Here is a 16,431-nt window from a genome sequence, read left to right as displayed (position 1 = left end):
TTACGAGAGTTGAAGTGAAACCAACAACATCAACTGTCACATTTTAAAGCCCCTTAAACTTTCAATAGTTAAGGGGCTTTTCTTTCTTCAATAGCTCCCGCAAACCGCCACAGGAGAATTTATAGTATGCCTGCTGTTTAGTCTACTTTTGGGCACGAATGATTCGGTAACCCAACGCGTCACGATATTGATGTAAAAATCTTTCATGCTGTTCCAATAAATCAAATATAGCAGTTGGAACGTCCTCAGATGGCTGGAATTCTGTCATGAGCTCCTGATCATCATAAAAGGATGGTAATGTTCTAACTTGTACGTCCACAAATCCTGCCTTTATCAAAGCGTCCTTCCACCTATCCTCGTTCCACATTTGCCGAAAACCATAAAACTGCCCAATCTGTTTTTGTTCTATTTCAGCAAGTTGTCTTTGCATGGTTAATTCAATGGCATATAATACGCCACCAGGCTTTAATACCCTTTTTATTTCTCTCAGAGCTGGCTCAATTTCAACGAAAGATAGCACAGACTCAGCCAAACAATAATCAACAGCTTTGTTATCCAGCGGGATTTCATCCAATGAGGCTTCTATAACCTGCACAGGTAAGCCTAATTGTGAAAACCGATACTTTGCTTTCTCTATCATGACTGGATGGGCATCAAGCGCAATCAGGTTTGCATGGTAAGTATTATACAAATAGGCACTGGTTTGTCCCGTACCACAACCTGCATCCAGGATGATGGTATCTTGCTGAATTGGCTCATTCTTCAGCATCATTTCTGTTGCTTTTAACCCACCCGGGTGCGCCCCTCCTATTCCAAGTTCAGATAGTACATCCATATACGTAAATTTGGCCATTTTACACCTCTGTCATTGTTTTTCACATTTTATGGCCCCTTCTTTATTTTGGTTCATATCTTACCATCGGATTTTTATCGTCCAATTAGGTAAACAAACAGTCAAGTTGTCCATCTATCAATACAATACAGAGAAAACATTATTTGAAAGGGGCATCAAGTGGATGAACTACTACAATCTTTGCAATAAACATATTGGACGAAATGTGCGCATTACCGATCGCCATAATCGTGTTCATAACGGCACAATTACAAGGGTCACTAGATCTCATGTATGGATTAAACCTCATGGCGGACAGCATGGCTATGGCTATTGGGGCGGCGGCTGGGGCTGGGGTGGAGGCTGGGGCTATCCGGTAGGACTTGGCCTTATTACCGGCTTTGCCTTAGGAGCTTTATTTTTCTAAACGGACATGGCCTCGTATCCTATTCCGATACGAGGCCATTTTCATCATTTGCTTAATTGGATAAAGACTACTTTCAAGTAATTACCCTCTGAATATTCTTCTATCGTTCTAAAATCCTCCGGCAATGAAAATTCTTCAACAATTTTATATTTCTGATGCATTTCCTTACAAGCCGTATCGATAAAGGCTTTGAATTTATCCATTCCAAACAGACTGCAATTGGTTGAGGCAACAATCATTCCGCCTTTTTCTGTAATTGCGATGGATTCCTTCAGTAAATTCGTATAATCCTTAGCAGCACTGAAAGAGAATTTCTTCGACTTGGCAAAGCTTGGCGGGTCGAGTATAACCATATCAAACTTTAACTCTTTTCTTCTTGCATATTTAAAATACTTAAAGACATCCTCTACGATAATGTCCTGTGCTTCATAGTCGATTCCATTCACACTGAATTGCTCAATCGTTTTCGCTCGGCTTCTATTGGCAAGGTCCACACTGGTTGTCTTTTTTGCTCCACCAAGTGCAGCAAACACCGAGAACGCCCCAGTGTATGAAAACATATTAACAACTTTCTTTCCCGCTGCATAGCGGTCCCGAATCGTTTTACGTACATCACGCTGATCTAAGAACACACCTACCATGGCGCCATCATTTAAATTAACAGCAAAGTTTACGCCATTTTCCTTAACGATGATAGGAAACTCACCTTTTTGACCTTCAACAAAATCATCGTCTTCAATGTATTTCCCTTTTGTATCAAAACGTTTTTTTTCATAAATTCCTTTAAAATCTGTTAATCTGCGCAAAGAGTCTAAAATATATTCTTTGAATGTGTAAATACCCTGACTGTACCATTGAATGACATAATACCCATCATAATAATCAATAATAAGACCCCCAATTCCGTCACCTTCACTATTGAACACACGGAAAGCTGTTGTATCTTCCATGCTGTAATAGTGCGCTCGGTTATCAAGTGCCTTACGAATCTTATCATCAAAAAATGCTTGATTAATAGAAAGATTCTCCTGTCTGGTCAATACCCAGCCATAGCCTTTGTTTTGCTTGCCGAAGTACCCTTTTGCAACAAAACGGCCCTCTTTATCAACAAGTTTAAGAATCTGGCCTTCCTCCTCCAGTTTATGAGGAGACACGATCGCTTCCTTTGATATTAGCGGAGACCCACTCCTTATTTTCTTACTGTCTCTTGGTTTTATTTCACAGATTAATTCCTTTTGACTTGAACTCATTTTTAATTCACATACTCTCTCTCTTTTGATCTTTTCTACTAACAGTATAACGAAAACTCCCTTCCTTCCCAAATTAAACATCATTAAAATGAAGGAATTTCCACTTTCTTCGTCTAATTCTTTATGATAAGTTCTCAGGAAGGAGGTCATTTTATGAAGATTAAACTACTTTCTCTTTTCATTTTATTAATGAGTATTATTTATATTTTCTTCATTCCATCTGAACCATTTGAACTCAAATTGCTATTTAAATTAATTCCTATGTGGATGATTATCTACTTTGCCTTTCTCCAAAAATCTGATGAGGTTCGGCAAAATAAAAGACTTATCATGATCGGACTGTTTTTTTGTATGCTCGGTGATGGACTGCTCCACTGGTTTATAATTGGGCTAAGCTTCTTTTTGATTGGGCATCTCATTTATATTGCTGGATTTCTAAAGCAATGGAATTTTTCCAAACTTCGCTTTTTATCGATCTTTCCGCTTCTCGCTTTTGACTTTATAGTCGGTAACAAACTGATAAATGCCCTGCAGCAGGCAGGAAATGATGAATTGGTTATTCCTATCATCTTCTATATTGGTGCGATTTCTATGATGGCATGGGCAGCCTTTATGACCGGAAATTTGTATGCAATTTGCGGGAGTCTGCTTTTTGTGATTTCTGATACTATATTATCCTGGAATATGTTTATTTCTGATGTATCTCACTCACATATCTGGATTATGACAACCTATTATGCAGCTCAATATTGCATTGCCTTCAGTATCGGAAAAACCTCTGAGCAGACAATTTATTCAACTATAAATCCTTCGAAAGGATAAGGCTCATTTCCTAGACTTAAGGTAAGGGATCGATAACCATAAGGGGGATATTCTATTCCACACTATTAAAAAAAAGCAGATTCAATTGAATCTGCTTTTACGTTTTTCTATATTAAAGAACCAACCCGACAATGATTCCTGATAATACGCTTACAAGAGTGGCTCCAAATAGCAATTTCAAGCCAAAACGTGCGACAACATTTCCTTGTTTTTCGTGTAATCCTTTTACCGCTCCGGAAATAATTCCGATCGAGGAGAAGTTTGCAAAGGATACAAGGAAAACGGAGATGATACCAAGAGTACGTTCGCTGAATGTATTCTCTATTTCTGTCAAGCTGATCATCGCAACAAACTCATTTGTTACTAGTTTTGTAGCCATGATACCACCCGCAGATACTGCTTCACTCCAAGGGACACCCATTATAAAGGCAAATGGTGCGAAAATATATCCTAATATTTGTTGGAAGGAAACTCCGATTGTCATATCAAACAAGGCATCTATACAAGCCATTAACGCAACGAAACCAATCAACATGGCAGCTACGGTAATCGCTACTTTAAAGCCGTCCATGATATACTCACCAATCATCTCGAAAAAGGTTTGTTTTTCTCCTTCTTCTGCCACAACGAGAATATCATCTTTATCATCTACTTCATATGGATTGATCAGGGAAGAAATAATAAATCCACCAAATAGATTGACCACTAAAGCGGTTACTACATATTTAGGATCAATCATCGTCATATATGCACCGACAATTGACATGGAAACGGTAGACATAGCTGATGCACATAAAGTATATAAACGGTGAGGCGGTAACTGCCCTAATTGTTTTTTCACCGTTATGAATACCTCTGATTGTCCAACCATTGCTGACGCTACTGCATTATATGATTCTAGTTTACCCATTCCATTTACTTTGCTTAACAGAAGGCCAATTCCCTTCATAATAAAAGGAAGAATTTTAAAATGCTGTAATATTCCGATTAATACTGATATAAAAACAATTGGCAATAAAACTGTAAGGAAAAATGGTGCTTCTCCTTCATTTGCCAATCCGCCAAATACAAAAGATATTCCTGATTCTGCAAATTTCAGTAAATGTCCAAAAACAGAGGCAATACCTTGGATTAAAACGAAGCCGAATTTGGTATTTAATAATAAAGCTGCTAATGCAATCTGTATAACAATCATTAGCCCAATATATTTATACTTAATTTGTTTCCTGTTTGAACTCACTAACAAAGCTAACCCTACCACTGCCAGTAACCCGATGATTGAAATTAGATATTTCATCATAATTCCTCCACTAAGATGTTTAGATTATTTTTGGTACACCTTAACTAAAAACCCATTCTACTTTACAGAATCCGGCTCCAATTATGTTTGGAGATTGGAGCCGAACACTGTTCTTTATAGTTGAATTAAATTATTTCCCCATGTCCGTTGATTTAAAAAATCCTGGTAGTAATTCTGTAATTGAAGTTTCCAATAAGTCACCCTTTAAGTTGGATAAATAGACTTTCGTATTGTGATCACTAAACTCGGCGATTACTTGTCGGCAAGCTCCACATGGTGATACCGGACCATCTGTATCAGCAACAATAGCAATCGCTTCAACTTTTGGTTCACCTTCTGAAACAGCTTTAAATAATGCTGTTCGTTCAGCGCAATTCGTCAGTCCATAAGATGCATTTTCAATATTACACCCACGGAAAACATGCCCATTTGCAGTTAAAACAGCTGCACCCACCTTAAATTTGGAGTACGGTGTATATGCCTGTTTCCGTGCCTCGATTGCTTCTTGAATCAAACTGTTTTTATCCATAAGGGGCCTCCCACATGCTTCTTCTACTAATTAATAGTCTGTGTTCGCTGTTTCACCTTTGGCAATTGAAACTCCAGAACTCGCACCAATACGGGTAGCACCAGCTTCTGTCATTGCTTTTGCATCTTCAAGACTTCTAACACCGCCAGAAGCTTTAACACCGATTTCAGCTCCAACTGTTTTTCTCATTAGAGCGATGTCTTCCACTGTTGCGCCGCCTGTAGAGAATCCAGTTGATGTTTTAACAAAGTCTGTACCTGCAGATACAGCCAGTTGACACGCTTTCTCAATTTCTTCTTTTGTTAACAGACATGTTTCGATGATAACTTTTACTAGAGCTTTCCCTTTTGCTGCATCTACTACTGCTTTAATATCAGCTTCAACGACATCATAACGGCCATCTTTCATAGCCCCGATATTGATGACCATATCCACTTCATCCGCACCATTTTCAATTGCATTTGTTGTTTCAAAAGCTTTTACTTCAGAAGTATTTGCTCCCAATGGGAAACCAATAACTGTACAAACTTTTACTTCCGGTGTGTCTTTAAGCATTTCTGCACATTTTTTAACCCATGTTGGATTTACACATACAGAAGCAAATTTATGCTCTTTTGCTTCCTCAACAATTGTCGTTATTTGTTCTTCTCTTGCATCTGCTTTTAATAATGTGTGGTCGATTAAAGATGTTAATTTTGTAGTCATTTACTTTTCCTGCCTTCCAAATCTTAAATTAATGAATTTCAGTATATATTAATGTTGGAGCTGTTACTTCTTCATCACTGATGCTGTATGCTCCATAAATCTTTTCTAATACGCTTGCGATATCTTCTGAATTTGAATGTACAGTTACGAGTGATTCACCTTCCGCAACTTTATCTCCGACTTTCTTATTCAGTACAATCCCAACAGCCAGGTCAATAACAGATTCCTTCGTAGCACGGCCAGCTCCAAGCATCATCGCAGCAACACCAATTTCCTCAGCCTGAATGCCAGAAACATATCCAGTAGCTTTTGCCGGAACTTCAATCTGGTATTTAGCTGTTGGTAGTTTGGATGGATCATCAATAACAGATGCATCTCCGCCCTGAGAAGCAAGGAATGTCTTGAATACTTCAAGCGCTTTTCCATTATGCATAACTTCCTCAAGCATGCCACGTGCTTCTTCAGTTGTTTCCGCTTTGCCAGCTAGTATGACCATATGGCTTCCCAATGTTAAACATAGTTCATGCAAATCAGCCGGACCTTTACCCACTAAAGTGTCAATCGCTTCTTTAATTTCCAGTGCATTTCCCACTGCAAATCCAAGTGGTTGACTCATATCGGATATGATTGCTTTTGTATTTCTGCCAACTCCATTTCCGATATCAACCATTGCTCTTGCCAATTCTTTTGCATCGTCAAGGTTTTTCATGAATGCTCCATCGCCTGTTTTAACATCAAGAACAATAGCATCTGCTCCGGCTGCGATTTTCTTACTCATAATCGAGCTTGCAATTAGAGGAATAGAATCTACTGTTGCTGTCACATCACGTAAGGCATATAACTTTTTATCAGCTGGTGTTAAGTCACCACTTTGCCCAATAACAGCGATTTTATTTGTATTAACGAGGTTGATGAAATCTTCATTTGAAATTTCCACATGGAATCCTGGAACAGCTTCTAACTTATCAATTGTACCGCCTGTATGGCCTAAACCACGTCCAGACATTTTTGCAACCGGTACTCCAAGTGCTGCTACCAAAGGTGCCAACACAAGCGTTGTTGTATCACCAACACCACCCGTACTATGCTTGTCTACTTTTACGCCATTTATTTGTGATAGATCAATTTGATCTCCTGATTCAACCATTAACTCAGTTAAGTTAACTCTTTCTTCCTGAGTCATACCTTGAAAATAAATTGCCATAGCAAATGCTGACATTTGATAATCAGGTATACTTCCATTCGTAAATCCTTCAATAACAAATTGGATTTCACTTTTATTCAACTCATGACCGTTACGTTTCTTTTCAATAACGTCAACCATTCTCATGATCTTACACCTCATTTTTGAATTATCGTAAAATAGCCACCATTACTTAGATTAAGTATGTAAGTGAAAATATTGGTAGCACTTACAAAACTAACTATACCATATAAATTGAACAAAAGTAATATTAAAGTTTGAACAAATGTAAAACAATTTTTCGTCATTCTATTTATCCTCTAAAATCCATTTTTTAACACAGAAAACCTCCTATTAATATAAACAGGAGGTTAGAACCATATTCACTTTTTTGTTTATTTATCCAAAATAAATTTGGCCGTATATTGATCTGTAATTATTACATTAGCAAACCCACCCTTTAGCGCCCCATGGATGGAATCTACCTTCTGGGAACCCCCGGCAACCAATATGGAATATTCCTTTTCCTTCAGCTCCTCCAAATCAATTCCCAATGTTCGTTCATTCAACGAATCATTGCAAATTTCCCCATTCTTATCGAAAAAGCGTGAACAAATATCTCCAACTGCTTTGGAATAAAGCATCTCTACATCTTCTTTCGTAAAATATCCCAGTTTAAAAAGCAGAGATTCTGTTTTAATCGGCCCACAAGTAAATAATGCGATATTAGCTTTTTTACCAGTATCTAAAATTCCTTTAATATGTCTGTCTGCCATCAGTGCTTGCTTAACAACTACCCGGTCTACAATTGCCGGTAAAGGTAAATGAAGTGGCATGGTATGAAAGGCTTTGCCGAATAAATAAAGAATTTCCGACACATAGGTATGTGTCTCAGAATGGCTGATTCCACCTTTGAGCTGCACAATCTTAACATTATTCACTATTTTCTTCTTCAACTCTACTGCGACATGGTAGAGAGTCGTTCCCCATGTTACCCCGATGATGTCGTGATCTTTAACGATTGTATCAAGATATTCAGCGGCTTTTAGTCCAATAGTTGTTTTAATAATATGATCATCATACTGGGGAACAGGCACAACCACTGCTTTTTTCAGCCTATATTTTTTCTCAAGCGCAGCCTCCAGACTCTCTATATTTTCCTCATTATCACCTATTTTAATTTGGACAATTCCTTCTCTTTTAGCCGTTTGCAGCATACGTGACACAGTAGGTCTTGATACACCTAGTTTTTTTGCTATTTCATTCTGTGTATAGTCCAGTAAATAATAAAGCTTAGCCGCTTCTACCACTTTATTTTTTTTATCTGCTTCCATATCAAACCCCTATTTTCCTTCATATAGTTCTTATTTCAAACCCTAAAATACGATTGTTTTATTCCCCTGTACAATAATTCTGTCCTGTAAGTGCCATTTTACGGCTCTCGCCAGCACACTTCTTTCAATTGTTTGTCCTATTTTCTTCATTTGCTGAATATCGTCCTGGTGATTAACACGCATAATGTCCTGCTCAATGATTGGACCTTCATCCAAATCGTCTGTTACATAGTGACTGGTTGCTCCAATCAGTTTAACCCCGCGTGCAAACGCTCTCTCATATGGGCGTGCTCCCATGAATGCTGGTAAAAAGGAATGATGGATATTAATAATTTTATTCTTATATAGCTTAACGAAACTTGGAGATAGAATTTGCATATAGCGTGCTAATACTATTAGGTCGATCTTATATTGATTGAGCAGCGCCTTTTGCTTTTCCTCCGCTTCTGTCTTCGTTTCTTTCGTCACAGGTATATAGAAGAATGGGATATGCATCGATTCTACCAACTCTTTGGCATCTATGTGATTACTGATCACAATCGGAACCTCTGTCATTAAATCGCCTGATTGCCATTCCCATAATAGTTCTCGTACACAATGCAGCTCCTTCGAAACAAATATAGCTGTTTTCTTTATATGAAAGTTAAAAATAATATCCCATTTCATCTTAAACTTATTCGCTATTGAAAGGAATCCTTCTTTCAATTCATTCTCTTTTTTACCCAAATCTGGGCACTCGAATTCAATCCTCATAAAAAATGTTCCCGCATTACTGTCTGTTGAATATTGGCTGGATTCAAGGATATTGGCATCTTGTTTAAACAGGAATTCTGATACAGCTGCTACAATACCAGGTTGATCTGGACAATTGATTAGTAGTCGACCCTTATCTCGCTGACTTTCCTTATAGTGATCCACTTGTTTCTGAGCTCTTGTTTCCATTCCCTCACCATCCTGATCCGTTTTCGGTCCATATTAATCCGCTTACATTATTTTCATTTTAACATATATCCATGCCTAATCTCTCTGCTAATATCTTTTCATTTCCCTTTTATGGGATATTCTCTCAAGCAAAAAAGGGCAAGCTTGTAGCTTGTCCCACTTATTCCTTATATGACATATCATTTGAATGAAAAATGGATATCATTTCTGTTGGATCTCCAGCTTACCCTTGCTTTGGCTATGGTGTATTTGGCCCGGGGATAGGCTGGGTCATAGGTAGCTATAGCCCAGTGAAGTCACCTTTTCCTTGGCTTTGGGGTGCCTTTACCCGGGGATAGGCCGCCCATAGCCGGAGTATAGGTGTATCAAGGTATCAAGGGCCTTATAATAAGTTTAAATTTTTTGTGTCCTCCTGCTATCCGTTCTTTTTCACTAACATATACAGATTCTAAAAATATATTTAAATTTATGTTTCTAAAGGTATGCGTAACGGGTAAAACAACGGGTAAATAGGTAAATATTGTTTTATTAGCTGAACTCTGCTAATAGAGAGAATGTGAGGTGGTACAAATGGGACAAAATCATACGATGATGCAATTTTTCGAGTGGCATATCTTACCCGATGGCACTCACTGGAAACGATTAAAAGAATTAGCGCCAGTATTAAAAAACAGTGGAATAGATTCTGTTTGGATCCCACCCCCAACTAAAGGACAAACTCCTGAAGATACAGGTTACGGAATATATGATTTATATGACTTAGGTGAATTTGACCAAAATGGCTCCATTCGAACAAAGTATGGTACGAAGGACGAATTAATAGAAGCCATTGAAGCATGTAAAGAAAATGGGATTTGCGTGTATGCAGATATCGTCATGAACCATAAAGCTGGAGCAGATGATACAGAGAGATTTAAAGTTATTGAGGTTGATCAGAATGATCGAACAGTAGAGATTTCGGAACCATTTGATATTGACGGTTGGACAAAGTTCACGTTCCCCGGACGCGGTGACACATATTCTAACTTTAAGTGGAATAGTGTGCACTTCAATGGAACTGATTATGATGAAGGTACGATTCGAACAGGAATATTTAAAATCCTCGGCGAACATAAAGACTGGAATGAACATGTAGATAAAGAGTTTGGAAACTATGACTACTTAATGTTCGCAAATATTGATTATCGTCATCCAGATGTGAGAAATGAAATGAAGAGTTGGGGGAAATGGCTCGCTGACACGATTAAATGTGATGGTTATCGCTTAGATGCTATTAAGCATATTGATTATACCTTTATTAAAGAATTTGCCGATGAAATGAGAAAGGCCCATGGTGATGACTTTTATATGGTAGGAGAGTACTGGAATCCAGACCTGAAAGCATGTCAGGAATATCTGGCGAAGATTGACCATACTCTTGATTTATTTGACGTGCCGCTCCATTATAAGTTACATCAAGCCTCACAAATGGGACGCGATTTTGATTTAACAACTATTTTTCACGATACCCTAGTGGAATCCAATCCATTAAATGCTGTAACATTTGTAGACAATCACGATTCACAACCGGAAGAATCACTGGAATCATGGATCAATGATTGGTTTAAACCATCCGCTTATGCACTTATTTTATTACGTCATGATGGCTATCCATGTGTTTTCTATGGTGATTATTATGGAGTTGGCGGCGAGAATCCGGTTGGAAGAAAAAATAAATTGATTGATCCTCTTCTATATGCGAGAGTCCATAAAGCTTATGGGGAACAAGTCGATTACTTCGATCATCCTAATACAATTGGATGGGTAAGAATGGGCATTGAAGAGAAGGAAAATTCCGGATGCGCCGTTGTCATCTCAAATGGCGAAGAAGGTGAAAAAAGAATGCTTGTAGGTGTAGAAAGAGCTGGCGAAGTATGGACCGATTTCACCAATAACCGATCAGATAAAATCGAGATTGATGAAGAGGGCTGGGCAACCTTTCCTGTCAATGGAGGCAGTGTTTCTGTATGGGCCAAGCCGGATCCGGAAGAATAATAATTATACAAAACATGAGTGGAATATTTTTGGTGTTAAATCAGTTATCTAAACGTTCAACCATCAGAATTCGCAGATACAGGGGACTCAAGAAACATATTATTTCGCAATGTTTCATGAGTCCCCTGATATTTTTTTCATCTCAATACGACTATTTAATCAGATCATACGAAATAATTGCCGGTTTACCGGTTCGTGAATCCTTCACGATGGAAGCATCAATTTGAAATACTTCTTTTAATAGATCCACCTTCATTACTTCTTCCGAATTCCCCTGTAAAACCAATTGCCCATTTTTAATAGCAACCAATTCATCCGCAAACCGACTTGCGTGATTCAAGTCATGAATCACCATAACAATCGTTCGCCCATCCTTAAGATTAAGTTTTTTAAGAAGTTCCAAAACCTCCAATTGATGAGCTAAATCTAAGTAGGTGGTTGGTTCGTCCAATAATAATAACCCTGTTTCCTGTGCAATTGCCATTGCAATCCAGGCACGCTGGCGTTGCCCGCCAGACAATGAGTCCACTGAGTGGTTTTTAAAATCTGTTAACCCGGTCACTTGAATCGACCAATCGACCATCTCTCTGTCATGTTCGTTTAAACGCGAAAAACCGCCCTGATACGGGGTTCTCCCGTAAGAAACCAAGTCTATGACAGACAAGCCTCCAGGAGCTTCCGGAGATTGGGGCAGGATCGCCATTTTTCTCGCAATTTCCTTTGTGGGTGTATTTTTAATTTCTTTTCCATCTAATATAACAGATCCAGACATTGCTGGATGCAGTCTTGCCATGGTTTTTAAAATTGTCGATTTTCCACAGCCATTAGGGCCAATGATCGCTGTGATTGCCCCTTTTTTAATATCTATATTGAATGAAGGGACGATTACATTTCCATCATAGCCTATCTTTAAATTTCGTGCTGACAATTCCAAAAGTTTCACCCTCCCCTACTTTGACTTCATTAGAAGATAAATAAAATACGGAGCACTAATGACGGAGACGACAACCCCTGAAGGAATATCTACTCTGAGCAAATTTCCCCCCAGCATATCTGCCAGCAGCAAAATAAAAGCTCCAATCATTGCTGCAGTAGGTAAGAATGCCCCATGTTTGGGCCCAACAAGCTTCCTTGCAATGTGAGGTGCGATCAGACCAAGGAAAGCAATTCCTCCACCAACTGTCACACCCAATCCTGCCAAAGCAACAGCAGCTCCAACTAAAATTAAACTTTCTTTTTCTGTACGAATACCCAACCCTGTAGATATTTGGCTGCCAAGATTCAATACATTCAGTGTGTGTGATTTATATATGATAAAAGGAATCAGGATTAAAAACCATGGCAGCAAGGCCCATACATATTTCCACTGTGTAGCCCAAAGGTCTCCGGACAACCACACCATCGCTTTCATAAAATCATGAGGATTTAGTCGAAGCTGCATTGCTGTTATAATAGCTGCGAAACCGGCATTAATGCCAATTCCAACTAAAAGAAGACGAATCGTATCCATCCCTTTTCTCCATGATAAAGCTACTATTAACACAGCTGTAAGTAAAGCCCCGGCAAAAGCAAATAAAGGCATCATAAATGTACCTATTTGGCTCTGGCTACTAATGGTAGATTGAAATACAGTAATATAAATTAATACAGCCAATCCAGCTCCAGCATTAATGCCTAAAATTCCAGGCTCAGCCAGTTCATTCTGGGTTACTGTTTGCAATACCGAACCAGATATAGCCATTCCGGCTCCCACAAGTATAGCCAATACAATAGCTGGCAAACGGATTTCAAACAAAACAAGCTCTTGCTTAGCAGTCCCATTTCCGATTATCGTTTGCCAGACTTCTGCAGGTGAAATACTAACTGTTCCTATATTCAAGCTAAGTAAACAGACGATTACTATGAGCACGAACAGGGCTGTCCACACTCTCATCAATTTTGTACTTTTCATCAAAACAATTGTCTCCCTTCACTGCGGACAAGGTACAGGAAGAAAGGGACTCCTATAAGTGCTGTCATTACGCCAACAGGAGTTTCATAAGGAGGATTGATTATTCTTGAGACAACATCAGCCAATAATAGCAAAACACTGCCCAAAACTGCTGTAAGAGGCAGTAATTTTCTATAATCAACCCCAATGATCATCCTTGTAATATGGGGAATGACCAAGCCGATAAACCCAATCGTTCCAGAGACTGCAACCGAACTTCCAGTAAGCAATAGAATAACAATAATTCCTAGTGCATGCACTAGCTTAATGTTAATCCCAAGCCCCTTCGTCACATCAGTACCTAGCGATAATAAGGTTAACGAATGTGCGATGGTGAATAAAATTGGTAATCCTATCAATCCAACTACCGCTACTATTTTTACTTCCTGCCACTGGCTATTAGCTAAGTCTCCTGCATACCAGTAGCTAATATTTTTGGTGACATCAAAATATAAAGCCATACTGGTTGTTAGAGAACTTAAAAACATCCCGGTGGCCATACCTGCTAAAGCTAGCTTTACTGGTGTAGCCCCTCCTCTGGATAAGGCAGATAACGAAAATACTAATAAAACAGCCAATCCTGCTCCAATCATGGAAGCGATGATTGAACCCATTATGGATAATCCAGAGAAAATCGTTAATGATAAAACTAAGGCGAATGCCGCCCCATTTGATACTCCCAAAAGGGATGGCTCAGCCAGCGGATTACGTGTTAATGCTTGCATAACAGCACCGGAAACGGCTAAGAATGCACCGACCAAGATGGCCATAAGTGCCCGCGGCAGCCGGATTTCCCAAATAATCTGATGGGTCACATTATCTGGATGACGATGAATCAACGCTTCCCATACTATAGAAAAGTCTATCGTTTTTGTCCCTATTATTAACGAAGCAAAAAAGATGACCAAAAGTAATAAAAAAGACATAGTTAGAATTATACTAAATCGTTTCCTTTGAAACGGATTATATTTATTTTCATTCTTCTGCACTTACGTTCAGTCCTTAAAAAATCTTTTCTCATTATAATAAGCAATCTAATGGAATATACCTTTCTATTATTACCACAAAACAGATAGGTATGAAATTTCCATTGACTCTATAAGTGAGAATGATTATCATTATTTACGATGAATTTATTCTACATACTACAGGAGGATATGGCAATGGTAATAAATAATAAATACACACGTCTTCTCGTGTTGATGCTTTGTACTGTGTTAGTGCTTGCAGCCTGCGGCTCAAAGAATAATGATTCTGCTGACACAGAGAAGTCAGCTAAGACGGTTACAGATGCAATCGGTGAAATGAACTTTCCAGCAGACCCTAAACGGATTCTTGCACCTAATTTAGAGGATTATTTAGTTACTCTAGGCATTACACCGGCTGCTCAGTGGTCAATTGGTACATCTGTTCATGGATATTTACAAGATGATTTAAAAGATGTTCCATTAATTGGTTGGGATATGCCAATTGAAGATGTCATTGAAGCAGATCCAGACTTAATTTTGTTTGAATCCGAAGCTGCTATTCAGGAAGGGCAATACGAGGAATATAAAAAGGTTGCTCCAACATATGTATTTGAGAAAGAAGACACTTCTGACTGGAAAACATTATTGACAAAGATGGGCAAGTTATTCGATAAAGAAGATCAAGCCAAAGCAGCGATTCAAAGCTATGAAGATAAAGCTGCAGAAGCTAAATCAACTATCGGTGAGAAAATCGGAGATGAATCTGCCGCTCTTATTTGGGTAACTGGCGGCCAGTACTTTGTATTCGAAGGAGACCGATACGCTTCAAACGTTCTTTATAATGATTTAGGATTTAAGATGCCTACTTTTATTAGTGAACTTGGTGAAGCTCAGGAAACATGGCAAGCCACTTCACTCGAAGCGTTGGCAGATTTAGATGCAGATCACCTCTTTATCGCTGCGGCGAGTGGTGAGGCAGGGATCGAAACATTGGAAAACAGCTCTATTTATAAATCCATTCCGGCTGTCCAAAAAGGGAATGTTTATATGTTTGAGGATTCCTCAAACTGGACCATGAATGCCAAAACGGCCAATGATAAAACAATTGATCTTGTTTTAGAATCTTTAAATAAATAATAAATAAAGGAGGCTCTTTTTAGGAAGAGTCTCCTTTTTATTATAAGTCCGGATTCTATTTCCTTTCATAAAGGTTCTCTCTGCGATCCTTAAAGACAGAGATGCGTGATCTGACCTGATCTACTTCCTGTATATTTAATTCAGCATACAGGATACATTCCTCTGTATCCCCGGTTGTGATCGTATCACCCCATGGCCCGATGACGATGGAATGACCGGCGAATGTATTATGAGGATCTTTCCCCACCCGGTTGACCGCAATAATGAATAGCTGATTTTCAATGGCGCGTGCCTTTAAAAGTGTTATCCAATGGTCTACTCTCATTTCCGGCCATTCTGCTGCTACGAACAGTAATTTCGCTCCTGCTAAAGCATGCTTCCGGACCCATTCCGGAAAGCGAATATCATAGCAAATCAAACCGCCGCAAAGATTCCCATCCATCATAAATATATTTTCCTTTTGTCCTGCTTTAAGGTAGAGATGTTCATCCATCACGTTAAAAAGATGCACTTTATCATACTCTGATAGGACCTCTCCAGAACGGCTAAACACATACATTCTATTAAAATACCCCTTCGATGTTTTCACAGCTACTGAGCCGCCGACAATATAGACACTGTACTTTGATGCCAATGAAGAAAGCATTCTCTTTGTTTCCTCACCATCAGGATCTGCAAGTTCCTCCAACTGCTGCAGGGCATAGCCTATATTCCACATTTCAGGTAATACAATACATTCTGCTCCATTATGGGCAGCTTCTATTATAGAATCCTTTACACGGTTGAAATTTTCACAAGGCTTTGCAAATTTGATATCTATTTGTACACAGGCTATTTTCAATAACTCCACCTCTTCCTCATTTATCTAGAAGGGTATTGGAATGCATGGATGATATCAACTTTATTGCTATATAAGGGGCCAGTGCCAGAAAAACAATGGGTCGTTCAAACTATAGCGGTTATAATAAATGGAATCGA

The 16,431-nt window shown here is 38.7% G+C and carries 16 protein-coding genes; 4 read left to right on the top strand and 12 right to left on the bottom strand.

Annotated elements, in window-relative coordinates:
- Positions 1-142 precede the first annotated feature (142 nt).
- Positions 143-853 carry a class I SAM-dependent methyltransferase gene (locus tag AC4G3L_RS12350; protein ID WP_491077285.1) on the bottom strand — a complete coding sequence of 237 codons (711 nt, stop codon included), beginning with the start codon at positions 851-853 and terminating at the stop codon, positions 143-145.
- A 163-nt stretch (positions 854-1,016) separates the two neighbouring features.
- Between AC4G3L_RS12350 and AC4G3L_RS12345 the strand changes: the two genes are divergently transcribed.
- The gene (locus AC4G3L_RS12345) at positions 1,017-1,259 is read left to right on the top strand and encodes a hypothetical protein (RefSeq protein WP_491077284.1); all 243 of its coding nucleotides are present in this window, start codon (positions 1,017-1,019) and stop codon (positions 1,257-1,259) included.
- Between the two features lie 44 nt (positions 1,260-1,303).
- On the opposite strand, the gene AC4G3L_RS12340 is transcribed toward AC4G3L_RS12345, so the two are convergent.
- Complete coding sequence (locus AC4G3L_RS12340) at positions 1,304-2,509, bottom strand: class I SAM-dependent rRNA methyltransferase (protein ID WP_491077283.1); 1,206 nt, start codon at positions 2,507-2,509, stop codon at positions 1,304-1,306.
- A 153-nt stretch (positions 2,510-2,662) separates the two neighbouring features.
- Between AC4G3L_RS12340 and AC4G3L_RS12335 the strand changes: the two genes are divergently transcribed.
- Positions 2,663-3,331 (top strand): lysoplasmalogenase, encoded by a 669-nt coding sequence (locus tag AC4G3L_RS12335; RefSeq protein ID WP_491077282.1) that lies wholly within the window; start codon positions 2,663-2,665, stop codon positions 3,329-3,331.
- 112 nt (positions 3,332-3,443) lie between these two features.
- On the opposite strand, the gene AC4G3L_RS12330 is transcribed toward AC4G3L_RS12335, so the two are convergent.
- The 6 genes from AC4G3L_RS12330 to purU all read right to left on the bottom strand — a co-directional run bounded on the left by AC4G3L_RS12330 (position 3,444) and on the right by purU (position 9,324).
- Entirely contained in the window at positions 3,444-4,628 is a 1,185-nt protein-coding gene (locus AC4G3L_RS12330; RefSeq protein WP_491077281.1) for a NupC/NupG family nucleoside CNT transporter, read from the bottom strand.
- Between the two features lie 133 nt (positions 4,629-4,761).
- The gene (locus AC4G3L_RS12325; protein ID WP_491077280.1) at positions 4,762-5,160 is read right to left on the bottom strand and encodes a cytidine deaminase; all 399 of its coding nucleotides are present in this window, start codon (positions 5,158-5,160) and stop codon (positions 4,762-4,764) included.
- A 30-nt stretch (positions 5,161-5,190) separates the two neighbouring features.
- Entirely contained in the window at positions 5,191-5,865 is a 675-nt protein-coding gene (gene deoC, locus AC4G3L_RS12320; RefSeq protein ID WP_491077279.1) for a deoxyribose-phosphate aldolase, read from the bottom strand.
- Between the two features lie 28 nt (positions 5,866-5,893).
- The gene (locus tag AC4G3L_RS12315; protein ID WP_491077278.1) at positions 5,894-7,195 is read right to left on the bottom strand and encodes a pyrimidine-nucleoside phosphorylase; all 1,302 of its coding nucleotides are present in this window, start codon (positions 7,193-7,195) and stop codon (positions 5,894-5,896) included.
- Between the two features lie 248 nt (positions 7,196-7,443).
- Complete coding sequence (gene deoR, locus AC4G3L_RS12310) at positions 7,444-8,382, bottom strand: DNA-binding transcriptional repressor DeoR (protein ID WP_491077277.1); 939 nt, start codon at positions 8,380-8,382, stop codon at positions 7,444-7,446.
- Between the two features lie 42 nt (positions 8,383-8,424).
- Entirely contained in the window at positions 8,425-9,324 is a 900-nt protein-coding gene (gene purU, locus AC4G3L_RS12305) for a formyltetrahydrofolate deformylase (protein ID WP_491077276.1), read from the bottom strand.
- A gap of 570 nt (positions 9,325-9,894) precedes the next feature.
- Here purU and AC4G3L_RS12300 point away from each other — a divergent pair.
- Positions 9,895-11,358, top strand: a complete 1,464-nt coding sequence (locus tag AC4G3L_RS12300; protein ID WP_491077275.1) for an alpha-amylase — start codon at positions 9,895-9,897, stop codon at positions 11,356-11,358.
- A 151-nt stretch (positions 11,359-11,509) separates the two neighbouring features.
- Here the strand turns inward: AC4G3L_RS12300 and AC4G3L_RS12295 are convergent, their stop codons facing one another.
- From AC4G3L_RS12295 to AC4G3L_RS12285, 3 genes are read right to left on the bottom strand one after another with little or no spacing between them, the layout of a single operon-like run.
- Positions 11,510-12,292, bottom strand: a complete 783-nt coding sequence (locus AC4G3L_RS12295; RefSeq protein ID WP_491077274.1) for an ABC transporter ATP-binding protein — start codon at positions 12,290-12,292, stop codon at positions 11,510-11,512.
- Positions 12,293-12,307: 15 nt separating this feature from the next.
- Positions 12,308-13,309 carry a FecCD family ABC transporter permease gene (locus AC4G3L_RS12290; protein ID WP_491077720.1) on the bottom strand — a complete coding sequence of 334 codons (1,002 nt, stop codon included), beginning with the start codon at positions 13,307-13,309 and terminating at the stop codon, positions 12,308-12,310.
- Positions 13,309-14,337, bottom strand: a complete 1,029-nt coding sequence (locus tag AC4G3L_RS12285; protein ID WP_491077273.1) for a FecCD family ABC transporter permease — start codon at positions 14,335-14,337, stop codon at positions 13,309-13,311. Before AC4G3L_RS12285 ends, AC4G3L_RS12290 begins: the two co-directional genes overlap by 1 nt.
- Positions 14,338-14,511: 174 nt before the next feature.
- Here AC4G3L_RS12285 and AC4G3L_RS12280 point away from each other — a divergent pair, with 174 nt between their 5' ends.
- A complete protein-coding gene (locus AC4G3L_RS12280; protein ID WP_491077272.1) occupies positions 14,512-15,453 on the top strand; it encodes an ABC transporter substrate-binding protein in 942 nt (313 codons plus the stop codon).
- A gap of 55 nt (positions 15,454-15,508) precedes the next feature.
- Here the strand turns inward: AC4G3L_RS12280 and AC4G3L_RS12275 are convergent, their stop codons facing one another.
- Positions 15,509-16,303: a carbon-nitrogen family hydrolase gene (locus AC4G3L_RS12275; RefSeq protein ID WP_491077271.1), complete on the bottom strand. Its 795-nt coding sequence runs from the start codon at positions 16,301-16,303 to the stop codon at positions 15,509-15,511.
- Between the last annotated feature and the right edge of the window lie 128 nt (positions 16,304-16,431).

This window comes from Bacillus sp. z33 (genome assembly GCF_058313615.1).
This window is presented reverse-complemented; position numbering and strand designations above follow the sequence as displayed.